Genomic DNA, 15,978 nt, shown 5'->3' with positions numbered 1-15,978 from the left:
TTAAAAATACGCTAGTGACAACAAAATAAAAAATGCTTATACTTCACGCCGCTTTAAGTTGAAGTCTCAATTTAAAGCGGATAAAAAGATGGCCCCTTAGCTCAGTTGGTTAGAGCATTCGACTCATAATCGACAGGTCCCCTGTTCAAGTCAGGGAGGGGCCACCACTTTTTCTTCCAATCAAGTCCAAAAAAATCCAAAACTTTATTAAAACCAATGGTACTATCAATTTTAGTGTCGAAGACGATCCATTAACAATTTGCAATAGCCAGCCTTTTTAGTAACTCTCTGAGTAACACCAGCACAACATTATTATTTAACGTTCAAACACTTCGGGTATAGCCCATGGTTAGCTTTTGCCTCATCAATAAATAACACCACATAAACAAACATATCAAGGGCATTTCCTGCGCAAATGAAGCTAACTGTCTCTGACTCCCAAAGGGCAATTGATTGTAAAAAACAACATGCCAACTCACTAAGTGAATTAACATGACAAGTGTAACAACTTTTATTTGGGAAACGAGTCTTCACAGCTTATGGTGGTTGAATACCTCTAAAATGTCTTTCCGGTGATGCCTATTTTAATAGCAGGCGTAACAATTGATGCCCATTATTATATATTTCACGGGGAGTCGTTTACTGCCGCTGTTTTATTAGGTGTGCTCATTTGGGAAAATAATGCTACCGGTACCTATCAAGAGCAACGTATTGTGCATGATAAAGCGGGCACTGACATTTATTACGGTGTTGAAGCAGTCTATAAAATAAATTAATGATTAAAAATAATTATTTAAGGCCCATTATTGTATCTAAGCGGTACCTTAGGAGGGAAGGATTATGGATGACCAAAATTAACCGTTTAACGGCAATAGTGACGGTTATTTCTATCGAAGAAGAGACATAAAGTATCATATACTTTATTCAAAACCGGTTTATTCAAAATCTGTCACAGGATCGTCATTATATTTACGTGCCCACACCAATGCATTTTGATAGTAATCAGCTAATTCTTCATAATCAACATTAATCCTTTGAGCATTTCTTTTGGTGTTATACCAACTGCCTTTTTCATAATAGCTAACCGTGCTAAGAATATATTTTAACGTAGAGGGTTTATCGCTTGTTAGTGCTGCGACTACCTCAGCAGGTAACGATAAGCTATTCACTATTTTATCAAGTGGTGCATCTAGCATTGCATCTAACAAAGAAAACAACCCAACCAGAAAACTAGCCTCTGTATGTTCAGGTATCGTTTTCTCTGCGATTAATTCACAAAATCTTGCTCTAATAATAGCGAGTCGTGTTAATTCTTTTGGCTTTTTTTTAGCTAACGACCCAGCAGCTAAAAGTAGAATTAATTTCTTAGTTTGGGCTTCGCCTAAATATATTAATGCGCTTTTAATCGATGTTATCTCTTGGCTTATCGGTAAGATGCCAGAATTAATAAATTTAAATAACTTAAAGGAAAGCCCTACATCTCGCTCAAAATAACTGGTGATACGTTTAATATTCAATGTTGTTCTCAGACACTCTTGAATCAAACTTAACAAAATGGGTTGGTGGCTATCTATTTCATTACTTTCTGACATTTCAGGTCGACAGAAGTAATATCCTTGAAAAAAATTAAAACCTAATTTTTTTGCTTGTAAAAATTCTTCTTTAGTCTCAACTTTTTCGGCAAGAATCTTAAGATTCTTTCTCGCTTTTAGCTTCTTAATTAACGGGGATATTTTATCAAGTGGCGTAGCTTGAATATCAAACTTGATCAGTTTCATTAAATTGAAAAAACGATTCCATTCAGGCTTATAAACAAAATCATCTAAGGCTAAATGGTAACCTTGGTGATATAAATCTTTGCATACTTGATAAACTTCATCAGAAGGGGAAACGGTCTCAAGTATTTCTATCACGACTTGCTTTGGCGGTAAAATTAAAGGTAACCCATTTAAAATAGACTCTTCAGGGAAGTTAATTAAGGCGGGTTTATTATCAGTTATTAATCCTAACCCTTGATTAAGATGAGTTCTCATAATTAATTTTGACGTTGCTTTATGGGGATTAATTGATGGAAAGAAATTTTCAGGCCCGCCTCGATATAACAACTCATATGCTACAACATTTTCTTTTCGGTTCAATATGGCTTGTCTTGCGGTATATACTTTCATAATTATTATTCTCCTAATCCGTCAGGAATTTGAGCGAAGCGAAGATAAAAAAACATTTCATTTTTAGTCATCTACTATTATTTAAATTTTAAATTAATAATAAATAGATCGGGTAATAATCTATCTATTAACCCAAAATCACCTTTTTTATTAACTTTCATATCACCTAAAGCGGTATCAATTTTAACTGCGTCAAATAACATACTAAATCATTTTATGACAATAAGATTTTAGCTGGTTGTTTTAGAAGGTTTTTTACGACCTTGCCAGATAAAATCATCTAAACCGTCACTAAGCACATTATTTTCCTGCCCTTCACTCTGTTTTTTAAATTTATCGTGAAAATCATGGTTCTTCGCCTCAACAACCCCAGCCACACCTTCGTTGAAAAGTTTTATGACATCAATTTTTTCGTTTATTAAACTTATTATCGCCTCATCTGTAGATTTTATGTTTGTTAATAAAGCGAGTGAGTTTTCATTTAAGACACCACTTTCGTGATACATTTTATTATCTAAGGCTTGTCTCGCTTGAATATGAAAAATCGAAGATTTTAAACGTGTTGTTAATATGTCGAGCTGATCCAATTCTTCTTGTACATCGGCAACATTCACATACCCTTTAAATTGATCTGCTTTTAAAGTCATCATTAACATCATGCTGTGATTTAGTATCGCCCGCAATTCTGTTTCGTTATGAGGTATGGATAGCAGCGCATAAAAATTATCTTCCGCTGGAGGGAGTTGGCGAAAATGGAGCAGTTTACTTTCTATTTCAGCTTTAGCCTCAAGACGATTTTCCGTACGCTTTATCTTTATTAATGCATTTAGCGCCGTTAAATTTCTTTCTAAGCAAACTATCGAACTGACTGCGGTTAAAGATAATGACATACAGCCCTGAAGTAATCGCTGTCCACGCGTTACAATCTGTTGTAACTTCACGTATTTTTTGTTCTTGTCGACCCACTTTCTCTCTTTTATGCTTTTCATAAATTCAACTAATACACCTAATAACAAAGAGAGAACAACCAGTACTGAAATAGTTAAATACACTGTAAGCATCCTTATATTTTGACTTAGCTAGCTTTGTTACTTCTGTAAGGCCGAGATACTTCTTTATTATATTGTTTTAACTAAAGCAAACGTCTTTATAAATAAGTTTGCTTTGAGCTAAAGCGTTGATAAAAAAGTAAATACGCTAAGTGCTTTAGTATAAAAAAATAGAAATCCATTTATGATTTACACGTAAATTTGAATAAACAAGAAAAGCGAATAGAAGAAAGTTAGGACGCCGAGAGAAGGTCCTCCCGAGAAACGTATAGTAGAGAATGAATATACGTAATAACCTTGGTAGCCCCACTATCTAATCTGCAGTAGACTGGTGGCTTTGCGTCCTGATCTCACGATCAGTTTGCTATTAACTTGTTATGTTTGCATTAGACATGAAATTACAATAAATCACAACAAGAAATGACGAGAAATAAAAGTAATAGATAACAAGAACTAACAATGAACCTAAAGTTTCTTTTTTTAAAAAATAAAAAATTGTTACCTCAGTATTTACTGAGGCTTCATCAATAGGCATTGGAAAATAAATTGTCTTTCTTCAAACTTTTATAGATGGATAGTACATGGATCAATCGAAAAAGGTCACAGTGAAACTTCACTGTTTGTGCCAAATTTAGCTCATGATCCTATGCTATCAGTAAACTTGTAATCACTATTACTGAGCAAATACTCTTTAAACTCATTAAGGGGTAAAGCTTTTGCGTAATACCAACCTTGTCCAAGTTCAATATCCATTTTCAATAATTCGTCAACTTGTAATCTATTTTCAATGCCTTCAGCAATAATAGTTGCCTCTAATTTTTCTGCTATCGAAACAATATTAGGGATTAATGTCGACCGAATAGAACCTGTTTCCACTTCATCAATAAATGACTTATCTACTTTCAATGTATCAATATCTAACAACTTTAACTGAGATAAATTAGAGTAACCTGTACCGAAGTCATCGATAGATATTTTTATGTGGCTTTTTGAAAGCTTTTCTAATGTATCTCCTACCTTACTATAATGTAACTCTTCATCTTCTGTTACCTCAAAGCAAATTTGCAGGTTAGGCGTTATATTTTTTAACAGCTCAACACCTTTAAGAATATTGCCATTATTAATATCTTTTGGAAAAACATTAATGGAGAGGTAAAATGGCTTATCAATCACTTTAATCTCTTTAAAGTCATCTATTGCTTGTAAAATAAGATGTTCCGTCATGAGCCAAGACATGTCTAACTCACTAACGACAGAAATAAATTGGTCAGGGTAAAGAGGACCAATATGATCTTCAAATCGAGCAAGTAGCTCACACCCCATAACTTTACCTGTTTTTAGTTCAATTATAGGCTGATAATGAGGTTTAATGCCCTTAAAAGACAAGCCTAGTTTTATTCTTCTTTTCGTACTATAGATGTAACTGTACATCCATTGATACGCATGCAAAGTAGCAACGCCTGAGACTAAAGATATAAACATTAAAATTAATAAAACAGGGCCGACTTGAAATTCTGAAAAGTTTTTCTGTTGAATAACCACACATATTATCCCTTTAGGGCCACATAATTCTAAAGAGTGTGATAACAATCCCGTACTAAAATAAGGCTTACCCATTTTTGCTTTTTGTTGATAAAGATCTGGTTTTCCAAAAAGGTGTGTTATTTCATCACCCTTAACAGCTAATAACTCATACTCATTAAATTTTCTGTGTTCATATAAAATACCTTGGAACGACGCGACTATATTGTAATTATCCTTACGTATAACAATACCTTGAAGCGTTCTATCAAAGGTTATCAATTTATGATTAAACCAAAACTTATGCCCGTCGAGTATCAAATTAGGTGAAGTTTCTTTTATAGGTTTAGCTAAAAGACCAATACCCGTTGTACAGGTTAATAAATCATTGTTAAGGAAACCAATATCTTTAATATCGTTCGATTCAAATTGAGATTTTCGCATCGCCAATAAATTTTCATTAGAGCAGTTAGAAAAACCTTTGTTATTTAATGATGCTAAAACACTATATCCTTGCTCTGTGGTATTCACTAAATCGGCAAGTATATTTTCTCCCTGTTCCAAAAGCTGACTTTTTAATATGTAGGAATATATGAAAAATATGATCATTAAACTAAATAGCACACCAGATAAAAATGCCAAATACTTTGTCATTGAACCCATTCTTTGCATTTAATCAACCTCAAAAAATTTATAACATAATGATAATAAAGATTTAATATTTAGTTATAGGTTACTTTTTATCAAAACGCGAGAGTTTAATATTATGCATGTAACTACTCTGTAATCTCGCTGAGAAATAAAACCTTTATAGTGCAATAGTCTGCTGTGACTCGCTTAACCTCTATTGACCTTCCATAAAAAAACCCTTGGTGCGTAGTTAACGACACAAAGGGTTTTAATAAATCAACGAATAAGGGTTAGTTTACTTATCGCCTATTACTGTATAAACGATGCCTTAAGCACCTTTTAATGCTTCAGCGTTAATAGGAAGGTCTCTCACTCTAACCCCTGTTATTTGAAAAATAGCATTGGCGATGGCTGGCGCTATCGCTATCACTCCAGGCTCCCCCAAACCAACAGGAAACTCATCACTTTCTACAAATTCAATATCCAACTCAGGCATATCATTCATACGCAATGGTGAGTACGTATGTAAATTAGTATTACTCACCTGACCATTTTCTATTGGACTTTGCTCATGTAATGCTAAGCTCGTTCCCCAGAGCATAGAACCTTGTACTTGCGCTAATGCGCCATCAGGATGAACAATAACACCTGCATCAGCGACCATAGTGAGCTTTTTAACCGTCACTTTCCCTGAACTTGGTTCAACATGTACCTGTGCCGCACAAGCCATCCAAGCTGGCATAGTTCTTTCTTGTCCGGCACTGATTGCAATACCAATACCTTCATTTTTTGCTAGTTTAACATTCTTTGTTTTTTGCTTAAGTATGTTCAACACATTCGCTAATCGCTTGGCACCACCTACACTTTCAGGCGCTTTACCGGCTTGTTTACCTAGACCATCGAGCATTGATAAACGAAAATCAATCGGATCAGCTTTCATTTGATGCGCAATTTCATCAATAAACGACTCCACTCCCCAAACAATCCAACCTTGGCCGACTGATCTTAAAAATCCAGGCAAAATGGTTTGCTGTGCTAGGTCATTATTAATCGCTCGTACACGATTATTTTCTATGCTGTACCAGTGGTCAGCACCACTCGTTGAAAAAGGGTCTACACGAATTTTTTTATCTAGACTTTCAGGCATGAACCCTGGCGCCATCGTTAAAGTTGGCCAGCCAGCGGCAAAGACATGCTCCATACCGGTCAGCTGATTCTCTTGGTCAAATGAAGCTCGAAATAAAGCAACAGAAGGTGATCTTGGTTGATCAAATCTAGAATCATCTTCTCGAGTAAAGACCATTTTCACTGGTTTACCAACCGCTTTAGAGGTCAGCACAGCAGGAATAGCATAATCACCAAACAAACGGCGACCAAATCCACCCCCTAAATATTGCTGGTGCATAACGATTTTATCGTCAGCAACTTGTAGCGCTTTGGCGATCGCTGGCAAAGTTAACGATTGCCATTGATTACCCGTGTAAACGTGCCAGAGACCATCTTTCTCTTCCACTGTTGCATTAACTGGCTCTAGAGCAAAGTGTAACGCGGTATGCGTACGATAAGTCGCTTCGATAGTTTTATCGGCTTTCGCTCTCGCTGCTGAAAAATCGCCCTCGTTAACAAACAAGCCACCTTCACTCTCATCAGCAACTAAACGCTCACCTTCTTTTATAATATCTTGCTCACTGACTTTAGCTGTTTTACCTGCTTGATAACTTACCTTTAAAGCATCACCAGCTTTTATCGCGCCATAATATGTATCGGCTTGAACACTAACCCAACCTTGAATCAGGTCACTGGGGTCTTTTAAAATATGATAACCAAGATAACCTTTTACCTTTTTGGCAGCACTATCATCAACATTTGTTACTTTACTACCGTATCGGGTAGGCGGAAGAATAGGCCGAGCATAGACCATACCAGCCAATTCGACATCAATACCATAAACGGCTGAGCCATTAGTCTTAGCAGGGATATCAAGCGCTAAACCAGGTTTTCCAACGAGCGTTCTTTTACTTGCTGGCTTAAGTGGTAATGCGTCAATTTCTTCTGGAGTAAAAGCACGGTTAAACGTACCTTTGGCAACGATATCACCAAAACTAATTGAACGGTCTTGGTAAACGACTGCTCCATTCTCAGCACGACATTGGTCAACAGGGCAATTTAATATTTTGGCTGCGGCTTCTATTAATGCAATACGACCTGCGGCGCCGGCTTGAGAAAGAGGTTTAAATGTTTGAAATACAGACCACGACCCCCCTGTAACCATATATCCCCATTTAGGATCAGTATCTACATGAGTTATCGATACTTTCGACCAATCAGCACCTAATTCATCAGCAACAACGCGAGCAAGCGCAGTACCAATATGTTGTCCCATTTCAGCCTTAGCGATATTTATGTTAATTTCACCCATAGGATTAATTTCAAACCAAACGGTGGGTGAAAACAATTTACTTTGTAGCGTTTCTTGTGGGCTTAACGTTAAACTCGCTGCGCTAGCCAGTGGCGCAAAAGCCATGACAAGTGAACTGCTAACGGTACCCACTAAAAAACGACGGCGAGATAAGCTGACATTATTTTTTGCATCTTTAATATTTTGCATTGTCATACGCCCTATGATTGTTGTGTTGAAGAGGTGGGATCAAAATACTGCACATCAGCTGACATAACATCTGCAGCACTGCTAATCGCACTTTTAATACGAGCATATGCCATACAGCGACACAAATTACCGCTCATATGGTCAACTATTTCTTGTTCACTCGGCGATGGATTTTTTGCTAGCAATGTTGCTGCTTGCATGATTTGTCCCGATTGGCAGTAACCACATTGGGGTACCTGTTCATCAATCCATGTTTTTTGTAATGGATGATTGTTATTCAACCCCTCTATTGTGGTTATATTCTTATTCATCGCCGCTTGTAATGGAAAAGAACATGTTCTAACTGCAGCTCCGTCAATGTGCACAGTACAGGCCCCACACATGCCAATACCGCAACCAAATTTTGTTCCTTTAAAACCAAGTTCGTCACGAATAACCCATAACAGCGGTGTGTCGCCCTCGGAAGTAGAGGAAACATCTTTCCCATTTAACTTGAATGCAATCATATTTGTCTCTCCAATAAGTGAGTTGAAATTAACAACTCATAAATTTATTAAGTACACCACTTATTGAAGTGGCTGTTTTTTTATTTAAGCTTGCTTGGCACTCACTAATAATCGATAAAGCGATGCTCTCAGGATACTCATCACCTAAGTCAAGCCCCGCAGGACCAGACAACGTGACCGTTAACGCCTCTTCTTTAAGTTTTGCAACGTCCAATACCTGATTTTTTCGATGGGTGGGGCCCAACAACGCCATATAACTGATTGTTTCTTGTTGTAATACCGATAGACATGCGGCATCTAAAGAAACACTATGGCTCATTAAAATGACCGCATCAACAAGATTGTTACGCGCATACTCACCAACTGATTCAACGCTCCCCTTAAGAATAGTATCTGCGGCTGTAAAGTAATTTTTTCTTGCATTGGCCGCTCTAGGGTCCCATAGACTTACTGTCCAACCTAAAGTAGATGCTATATCAACAACTGGGCGAGCATCAACACCGCCGCCAATAACCAATAAGTGTGGCACAGGTTTAATTGGAGTAGATAACCATTGCTGATTATTTTTTTCTATAAGTACTGGCTTAACTGATGGTGTCGTTTGTGTTGCATCTGTTTGTTCGGTGAAATAAGCTTGTGTACTGCTTGCTGATATTTCTTGAAAATAAGTACCTGATTTACGTTTAGCTAATGCCTGATAAACAACTAATAATGAAAGGTAATCGTTTTGTTGATTAATTGCTTGTAGCAATATATGAACTTTACCACCACAACCAATACCTAACTGAAATGATAAATCATCTTCATCGCTACCGTCATAAGTTAACAAACTAGGTTTATTACTACTCATACAAGCTTTAGCGTGAATCAATATATCTCCTTCAATACAGCCACCACTTAACATACCAAATTGTTGACCTAGGCTGTTAAACAACATCATCGCACCGGTTTTTCTATAACTAGAGCCTTCTGTTTTGTATACAACTCCCAGAACCCATTCATAGTTGTCTTTATTTTCTTGCCATTTTTCCAACAAATGAAATAGCTGACTAGCCATGCATTGACACCTTTCTACCGAAAATATTTACATTAATTGTTCTTTAACATGGTCTACAAAACAATTGTAGTACAAAATAAACGCAGTTCACTGTTTTTATTTATGAACATTTAAGCTAAAGAACCTCTGATAAAGCAAGTATTACCAAACGCTTTCTCTAAGGCTAAATCACTAAAAAAATCATCTATTTAAATTTTAGATGATTGTTGTAATTAGCCCCGTTGTATAATTAAGTCTGTTTAAAGTTCAAACAAAACATCACTGCGAATTATATATTTAATACCTTCCGTAATCGGCACTGAACTGTGTATACAATGCAACGGGTGCATGCCATGAGGAAAGCACAATATACCACCAGCGGGGGTGCGAATATCAACGTTTTTAACTTTGTCGTTCCTCGTTGCTGGTTTAGTTGCATCATCAGCATTCACTAAGAAACGTGTTTCTCCCCCTTGAAAATCTTCACTTAAGAAGATTAAACAAGTCATTTGACTATAAAGTTCAGGGTAAGCATTAGTAATCAACTGGTCGTTAATAACACGGCTTCCTGGCCAAGAGCCATCAGAATGAGGCTTGAAATAATCATCAGGGTTATATCGATAAAAACGAAAACGCGCATTAATACCTAACGCTTTACTGCCAGCAAAAATAGCCTGTCGGTCATCCATTAAATGCGCCATACGCTGCCAAATAATACCATCTGTTTGCTCATCAACTATCCAAGTTAAACTGTCGTTGTGGCGAACACTTCGTGGCAAAGAAACAGCCGCATCAGGCAAGAACGCTAACTGTTCACTAATACTGATCAGCGTTTCACATTCCTCTTTGCTCAATACATTCAATAACTGAAATGCACCAGGCACCTGCGCCAAATCATGTCGTTCAATATGACTGGTATCAAATTTATCATTCAATTTCGCTGGGTTTGATTGACGGTTCCCCCATGCAGGTAAAGCAGTGTGTTCTGCGCCAGGCTCTAAAGCCGCGACAAAAAAATCAGCGACTGTGTCTATTTTTACATTCATATTTTACTCTATCTGTAACAGTTGTTAGGTATTGCAGCATATCTTTTGTTCAGCAATCGACAATTAAACTTATTGAGTTAAAGCACTTATTTGCTGATAATTCTCAATTGCGAAAATTGTCGATGACCAGCAGCTGTGCCATGAAAGCCAAAGCCACTTTGCTTGGCGCCAACCCATGGTCCTGGACCACCTGCCCCTTGATTAATTGCCACCATGCCTGCTTCCATTTGCTCAGCAACGTCATTTGCGTCTGAGCCACCAAAGACCACCGCACCTAAACCATATGGGCTGGCATTGGCGCGATCAATCGCCTCAGATAAAACGTTAAAACGACTTATAGCTACAATTGGACCAAAGGTTTCATCTTGCTCTAAAAGCATATCTGGCGTTATACCAGTCACGACAGTTGGCTGTATAAAGGGCAGTTCATAATGATGACTTCCCAACAAAAATGCCGCGCCTTTGGCATGGGCATCTTTTAATTGAGACAGCACTTTCGCATGCTGTTTAGGGTTAACAATTGGACCAATATTGACATTTTTTTCATCCCAAGCTCCGGCTTGATAGCGAGATGCAAAGGCAACTACTTTATGCTCAAACTCATCAGCTATACGTTCGTCAACATAAATACGCTCTGTAGAAGTACACATTTGTCCAGTATTTTCAAAAGAGCTCGCTACGGCAAATTGTACTGCCTTGTCAATATCAGCACTTGCCATCACAATGAGTGGATCGTTGCCACCCAATTCCATCACTAAACGTTTAAGCCCTGAAGCAGCGCTTGCCATAATATGCTTACCTGCAGCAAGGGAACCGGTGAAAGCAACCATATTGATATCGGCACTAACTAAAGCTTTGCCCGTTTCTGCATCGCCATGCACCACTTGTAATACGTTCTCAGGTAGTACCTGGTTCAATGTTTTAATAAAAAGATCAGCAACTAACGGTGTTTCTTCCGACGGTTTTAGCACAACACTATTACCCGCGACTAGTGCAGGCAACAACAAGTTGTTCGCCATAGCTAATGGATAGTTCCAAGGTGAAATAACAGCAACAACGCCTAAAGGTCGGTATTGCATCTTAGCCTCGCGTCCGATTGACTCACTCGTTAGCGCTTGAGCGATTTCTTGTGTAAAATATTCTGCATTCTCAATAGTGCCCGCGACTTCGTACCTTGCTCTGCGGTAGTCTTTACCCATTTCTTTGCTGATCAGTAATGCAAGCTGATCTTCAACTGAAATAAGACATTCGTAAGCCTGAACGACTTTTTGTTGACGTACTTCAAGAGGAAGTGCCGACCAAGATTTTTGCGCTTTTTTTGCGCGCAAAACAACCGATTGCATCTGCAAAGGTTCAGTAAGAGGAACATCACCCAATGGCGATCTGTTAATGGCATCATAAGAGGTGAGTGTTGGCATAAAATTTTTCCTAAAATGGCATTAATATTAATGCCTCTTGATAAGTAGCTCTATAGAGCAGTATTATGCTAGAGTGGTTAATTAAATCAACTAGTATACTTTTAGTAACCACTAAGCTCATAAGTAAAATATAATGAAAAACACTATAAAAACAAAGGATAACGTAAATAAAATAAATCCTAAAAGCTGTGAGCAACCTTGTCTTATTGAGCGGGGTATGAGAGTACTAGGGGGTAAATGGAAAGCGTCTATTCTTTGGCATCTAAAAGATGGCCCGGTACGTTTTAACGAATTATCGCGGATGTTAGCTGGCGCAAGCAAGAAAATGGTTGATCAACGTCTAAAAGAGTTAGAAGTCCAAGGCTTAGTTACGCGAGAAGTCATTAGCGATCGCCCTATTGCTGTTGCCTATGAAATAACAGATTTTGGCCGCACAGCATTAGATATTCTAGAAAGACTAAAAGATTGGACCGAAGAAAATAATATTTAGCGATATAGAGCGCTCAGCCATTAATTCCCTGTCTTGTGCTGGTAAATAATAAATAAAGTCTATCAAGCAAATTCATTGATAACCTAACAACTTACTGGACAATCACTTTCCATTAAACGATTTTTTTCTTTCTTAATGCCAACTGAACAAAGTAATATCTCCCCAGAATAACCATCAAAATACCACCAAGAACCAACGCAGATGACTCAATTAACCTAAGAGTAATAAGTTCGTTGGTAAAAATAACACCTCCTACGCCAGCAATCACTGGCACGAACAACTGAACAACAGCCGCTTGCGTGACAGAGAGCCCTCTAAGTGCGATATACCAAACAAAATAACCTATTCCAGAGGCTATAGCACCAGACAAAATGGCAAGTAAAATTCCCATTGAGGTTATATGAACATTATCAAGACCAAAAATTACCAGTATTAAGATAAAAGGAGAGGTACGTAAAAAATTATAAGCCGTGTCGCTCAGAGGATTTTTTGATGTTCTGCCTAGCAGAGTATAAAGTCCCCAAGCAATACCTGAAATGGCCATGAGAATAAAACCAATAAATGATGGAGTCACTAAGCTTGGAATAATTAAATAAACAAAGCCTGTGAACGCAATAACTAAACCTGTCCATTCAGTAAAGTGAAGTTTATTTCCTGAAATAACACTTACCATAATCATCGTTATTTGAACTGCGCCAAAGAGAATAAGTGCTCCTGTTCCTGTATCTAATGACACATAGCCAAATGAAAAAGCGATAGCATAAATAAAAAGCATACTTGCCGCTAACCAACTTCCCTTCGTTTTCGGTTTTTTCTCATTTGATTTACTTGTTAGTTGCATTACGATGATCAAAATAACAATGCCAGAAAGCAGTCTTATAACGGTAAAACTCGTTGCATCAATTGCATTCTCGCCCAATGCTAATCTACATAGCACTGAGTTTGCGGCGAATGCCAAAAGCGCAAAGAGCGTACTCGCCAGTGTTTTAATATAATTTGTTTTCAAAAGAGAAGGTCCTACTGTTTAAAAAGAACAACACCGTATGTAGCCAAAATTAAGAGGGAGTATATGTGTTTAATTGTTTATCAATGTTCAATAAAAGAGCAATAACAGGTGTTGTAAACACCATACAATTTTTACTTGTTCAAAATAATCTGTTTTTTTATCGACTTTATAATGAATGAAATCTATAACTACCCCACGTTAACACTTTTATCGGCGTTACAAACATTGATTTTATCAATTTTATAACGCTTGGTGCTAACATTTATTACTACGGCTATTGAGGGGTATGCCTATATTGCCTACAATAGCGCCCTATTTATTTACTACAGGTCATGAACATGAACGACACTAAATCGCTACCTGATTTACCAGATCACCTTTCGGGTAATCCCCGCAGCCCACATCATGTGGAAGAAATTTTTGAACACGATATTGGTATTCGTCTTAACGGTAAAGAGCGTTTTGATGTTGAAGAGTATTGCATCAGTGAAGGTTGGGTAAAAGTTCCAATGAACAAAGCGTTAGACCGTCGCGGCCAACCACTTTTGGTAAAGATAAAGGGAACTGTTGAAGCATTTTATCGTTAATACCTTTCAATGAAAAATTGCACACTTGGTTAGCCTGGTATAAACAACTTAAAAGGGGTCATATAAGCTTTATGCTGACCCTATTTAACCTGAAAAATCAGCCAAGCTTTATTTACGGGTTGAACTTATATATCTGCGATTAAATAAAAGAGGAGTAAACCTTTATAAGTATCATGAATCCCTGAACTTTTTAATAACGGCCAAGAATAAATCTCTCGCTATAATCTTTTTTTATTCATCTTTCAAACCCAATTTTTTTAGCAAAAAAATCATAGGACACCATTTGGTGAATGCCGATTGTATTAAGTTGCCGCCAATAAAAGCGGTAAACCATAGCCAATTAATTGATAATGAAACCGCTAGGATGAGTGAAATAAGTATCATCGTTCCCGCGATCAGTCGCAATGCATCGTTTATAGTCATGTTAACACCTTACATTAAAAAAAAGTAATTTAGATAAAGCTAAATTAGAAAAAGCTAATGTATCATATTATTAATGATAATATCAAATAAGTGCTACATTTATAATTGAGTAAGCGCTCAGCTAAATAGGCCATAGCAGGTAATGAGCCCACATAGCCTTAGATAATATTAATCGATGCTTTTATTTCTTTTTTTATCTGGATCAACAGGTTAAAATAAAAGCGAAGGGTTAATACCTTACAACTATTTATATTAAAAATATTTATCTAACTATAGATGTCATCGTTAAGCAAAAAATCAATAATCATAATCGAATAAACCGCGTCATATTAAGATTAACGGAAAAATAGGCTATCAATGTTAATAATACTCACATTTTTCACACTGTTTACTCTTTTAACCACTCTGCTTCCTTTATCACGATATTCACATTGGGTTATCAGGGGCATGGATTTTCCTCGCTTACAGTTCACAATATTTGCAATAGTTTTATTGATGGCCCAATTTATTTTTCTTGATCTGCAAATACTAAGTACACAAGCCCTTATCGTAACCACCGCATTTTGTTTAATTTGGCAATTATCTTGGATATTGCCTTATACGTTTATATATCCCAAAGAAGTCAAAACCTCTACTGAATTTGATATCGACAAACAACTCAGTATTATTACCTCGAATGTACTCACACCAAATCGCAATGCAGATAAATTAATACAGTTGGTTAAACAGCATAAACCTGACGTGCTGGTTACACTTGAATCAGACCAATGGTGGGAAGACAAGCTAAAAATATTAGAGGCTGATATGCCTTACAGCGTGAAATGCCCACTTGATAATCTCTATGGTATGCATGTTTTTTCGCGATTGCCTTTAGCTGAACAAGAGATCTGCTATTTAGTTGAAAAGGATGTGCCATCTATACATGCAACAGTAGAGTTACCCACAGGAGACAAAGTTCGAGTACATTTTCTCCACCCTGCTCCACCAAGCCCAACAGAGAACACTAAATCGGCACAGCGAGATGCTGAGTTGCTTGTTGTCGCTAGGAGCGTAGCAGAGAGTAATCAACCCGTTATCGTAACTGGCGACCTTAATGATGTTGCTTGGTCAGCCACGACTCGACTATTTCGTAAAATCAGTGGTTTACTTGACCCACGCGTTGGGCGAGGAGTGTTCAACACTTTTCATGTCGATTACCCACTGGTTCGATGGCCTTTAGATCATTTGTTTCACAGCAAACATTTTACGCTACAAAAAATTAAGCGTTTACCGTCAATTGGCTCAGATCATTTTCCTTTGCTCACTCGATTATCATTTACTGCGTTAAAGTGTAATAACCAAGTGGGTATAAAAGCGAATAAATCTGAGCATGAGTGGGCGAAAGATATATCGAAAGAAAACAAGGTTAAAAAGAGTGATGTGCCAAAGCCCGGCGAAAATCACTAAGCATTCTCACTCGTTTTACTTAACCACATCAGGAAAAGTCCCTT

General features: G+C 37.3%; 15 protein-coding genes, 1 tRNA gene and 1 riboswitch. Of the genes, 5 read left to right on the top strand and 11 right to left on the bottom strand.

Features of this window, described 5'->3' with window-relative positions:
* Positions 1-90 precede the first annotated feature (90 nt).
* Positions 91-167 (top strand) — tRNA-Ile (locus H4J39_RS09885).
* A 408-nt stretch (positions 168-575) separates the two neighbouring features.
* Positions 576-776, top strand: a complete 201-nt coding sequence (locus tag H4J39_RS09880) for a hypothetical protein (protein WP_182227845.1) — start codon at positions 576-578, stop codon at positions 774-776.
* A 159-nt stretch (positions 777-935) separates the two neighbouring features.
* Here H4J39_RS09880 and H4J39_RS09875 read toward each other — a convergent pair whose 3' ends face one another.
* From H4J39_RS09875 to H4J39_RS09840, 9 genes are all read right to left on the bottom strand, one after another.
* The gene (locus H4J39_RS09875; RefSeq protein WP_182227843.1) at positions 936-2,168 is read right to left on the bottom strand and encodes an EAL and HDOD domain-containing protein; all 1,233 of its coding nucleotides are present in this window, start codon (positions 2,166-2,168) and stop codon (positions 936-938) included.
* A 77-nt stretch (positions 2,169-2,245) separates the two neighbouring features.
* A complete protein-coding gene (locus H4J39_RS19165; protein ID WP_259368804.1) occupies positions 2,246-2,371 on the bottom strand; it encodes a hypothetical protein in 126 nt (41 codons plus the stop codon).
* Positions 2,372-2,398: 27 nt separating this feature from the next.
* The gene (locus H4J39_RS09870) at positions 2,399-3,220 is read right to left on the bottom strand and encodes a hypothetical protein (protein WP_182227841.1); all 822 of its coding nucleotides are present in this window, start codon (positions 3,218-3,220) and stop codon (positions 2,399-2,401) included.
* 293 nt (positions 3,221-3,513) lie between these two features.
* Positions 3,514-3,593: riboswitch (cyclic di-GMP riboswitch) on the bottom strand.
* Positions 3,594-3,853: 260 nt separating this feature from the next.
* Positions 3,854-5,410: an EAL domain-containing protein gene (locus H4J39_RS09865; protein ID WP_182227839.1), complete on the bottom strand. Its 1,557-nt coding sequence runs from the start codon at positions 5,408-5,410 to the stop codon at positions 3,854-3,856.
* Positions 5,411-5,696: 286 nt separating this feature from the next.
* Complete coding sequence (locus H4J39_RS09860; protein WP_182227837.1) at positions 5,697-7,982, bottom strand: xanthine dehydrogenase family protein molybdopterin-binding subunit; 2,286 nt, start codon at positions 7,980-7,982, stop codon at positions 5,697-5,699.
* Positions 7,983-7,987: 5 nt separating this feature from the next.
* Complete coding sequence (locus tag H4J39_RS09855) at positions 7,988-8,482, bottom strand: (2Fe-2S)-binding protein (protein ID WP_182177236.1); 495 nt, start codon at positions 8,480-8,482, stop codon at positions 7,988-7,990.
* A gap of 28 nt (positions 8,483-8,510) precedes the next feature.
* The gene (locus H4J39_RS09850) at positions 8,511-9,539 is read right to left on the bottom strand and encodes an XdhC family protein (RefSeq protein WP_182227835.1); all 1,029 of its coding nucleotides are present in this window, start codon (positions 9,537-9,539) and stop codon (positions 8,511-8,513) included.
* Between the two features lie 239 nt (positions 9,540-9,778).
* Positions 9,779-10,564, bottom strand: a complete 786-nt coding sequence (locus H4J39_RS09845) for a 2OG-Fe(II) oxygenase (RefSeq protein WP_182227833.1) — start codon at positions 10,562-10,564, stop codon at positions 9,779-9,781.
* A gap of 86 nt (positions 10,565-10,650) precedes the next feature.
* Positions 10,651-11,982: an aldehyde dehydrogenase gene (locus H4J39_RS09840; RefSeq protein ID WP_182227831.1), complete on the bottom strand. Its 1,332-nt coding sequence runs from the start codon at positions 11,980-11,982 to the stop codon at positions 10,651-10,653.
* A gap of 133 nt (positions 11,983-12,115) precedes the next feature.
* Here H4J39_RS09840 and H4J39_RS09835 point away from each other — a divergent pair, with 133 nt between their 5' ends.
* Positions 12,116-12,472, top strand: a complete 357-nt coding sequence (locus H4J39_RS09835) for a helix-turn-helix domain-containing protein (RefSeq protein ID WP_182227829.1) — start codon at positions 12,116-12,118, stop codon at positions 12,470-12,472.
* 112 nt (positions 12,473-12,584) lie between these two features.
* On the opposite strand, the gene H4J39_RS09830 is transcribed toward H4J39_RS09835, so the two are convergent.
* Complete coding sequence (locus H4J39_RS09830; protein WP_182227828.1) at positions 12,585-13,478, bottom strand: DMT family transporter; 894 nt, start codon at positions 13,476-13,478, stop codon at positions 12,585-12,587.
* Positions 13,479-13,816: 338 nt separating this feature from the next.
* Here H4J39_RS09830 and H4J39_RS09825 point away from each other — a divergent pair, with 338 nt between their 5' ends.
* On the top strand, positions 13,817-14,065 hold the full coding sequence (locus H4J39_RS09825; RefSeq protein WP_182177242.1) for a DUF3297 family protein: 249 nt from the start codon (positions 13,817-13,819) through the stop codon (positions 14,063-14,065).
* Between the two features lie 231 nt (positions 14,066-14,296).
* Here H4J39_RS09825 and H4J39_RS09820 read toward each other — a convergent pair whose 3' ends face one another.
* The gene (locus H4J39_RS09820) at positions 14,297-14,488 is read right to left on the bottom strand and encodes a DUF2892 domain-containing protein (protein ID WP_182227826.1); all 192 of its coding nucleotides are present in this window, start codon (positions 14,486-14,488) and stop codon (positions 14,297-14,299) included.
* 495 nt (positions 14,489-14,983) lie between these two features.
* On the opposite strand from H4J39_RS09820, the gene H4J39_RS09815 reads away from it, so the two are divergent.
* Positions 14,984-15,934, top strand: coding sequence for an endonuclease/exonuclease/phosphatase family protein (locus tag H4J39_RS09815; RefSeq protein WP_310649738.1), 951 nt, complete (start codon positions 14,984-14,986; stop codon positions 15,932-15,934).
* The last annotated feature ends 44 nt before the right edge of the window (positions 15,935-15,978 follow it).

It is taken from the genome of Colwellia sp. Bg11-12 (genome assembly GCF_014076955.1).
Lineage (GTDB): Bacteria > Pseudomonadota > Gammaproteobacteria > Enterobacterales > Alteromonadaceae > Colwellia_A.
Note: the sequence above shows the minus strand (reverse complement) of the source record. Positions and strands in the feature narration are given on the sequence as shown.

Excerpts from the sequence above, each read along its gene's own strand:
- H4J39_RS09815 (WP_310649738.1), top strand. The coding sequence starts at position 14,984 with ATGGCCCAATTTATTTTTCTTGATCTGCAAATACTAAGTACACAAGCC.
- H4J39_RS19165 (WP_259368804.1), bottom strand. The coding sequence starts at position 2,371 with ATGTTATTTGACGCAGTTAAAATTGATACCGCTTTAGGTGATATGAAA.
- H4J39_RS09835 (WP_182227829.1), top strand. The coding sequence starts at position 12,116 with ATGAAAAACACTATAAAAACAAAGGATAACGTAAATAAAATAAATCCT.
- H4J39_RS09860 (WP_182227837.1), bottom strand. The coding sequence starts at position 7,982 with ATGACAATGCAAAATATTAAAGATGCAAAAAATAATGTCAGCTTATCT.
- H4J39_RS09875 (WP_182227843.1), bottom strand. The coding sequence starts at position 2,168 with ATGAAAGTATATACCGCAAGACAAGCCATATTGAACCGAAAAGAAAAT.
- H4J39_RS09840 (WP_182227831.1), bottom strand. The coding sequence starts at position 11,982 with ATGCCAACACTCACCTCTTATGATGCCATTAACAGATCGCCATTGGGT.
- H4J39_RS09845 (WP_182227833.1), bottom strand. The coding sequence starts at position 10,564 with ATGAATGTAAAAATAGACACAGTCGCTGATTTTTTTGTCGCGGCTTTA.
- H4J39_RS09855 (WP_182177236.1), bottom strand. The coding sequence starts at position 8,482 with ATGATTGCATTCAAGTTAAATGGGAAAGATGTTTCCTCTACTTCCGAG.
- H4J39_RS09865 (WP_182227839.1), bottom strand. The coding sequence starts at position 5,410 with ATGCAAAGAATGGGTTCAATGACAAAGTATTTGGCATTTTTATCTGGT.
- H4J39_RS09820 (WP_182227826.1), bottom strand. The coding sequence starts at position 14,488 with ATGACTATAAACGATGCATTGCGACTGATCGCGGGAACGATGATACTT.
- H4J39_RS09825 (WP_182177242.1), top strand. The coding sequence starts at position 13,817 with ATGAACGACACTAAATCGCTACCTGATTTACCAGATCACCTTTCGGGT.
- H4J39_RS09850 (WP_182227835.1), bottom strand. The coding sequence starts at position 9,539 with ATGGCTAGTCAGCTATTTCATTTGTTGGAAAAATGGCAAGAAAATAAA.
- H4J39_RS09880 (WP_182227845.1), top strand. The coding sequence starts at position 576 with ATGCCTATTTTAATAGCAGGCGTAACAATTGATGCCCATTATTATATA.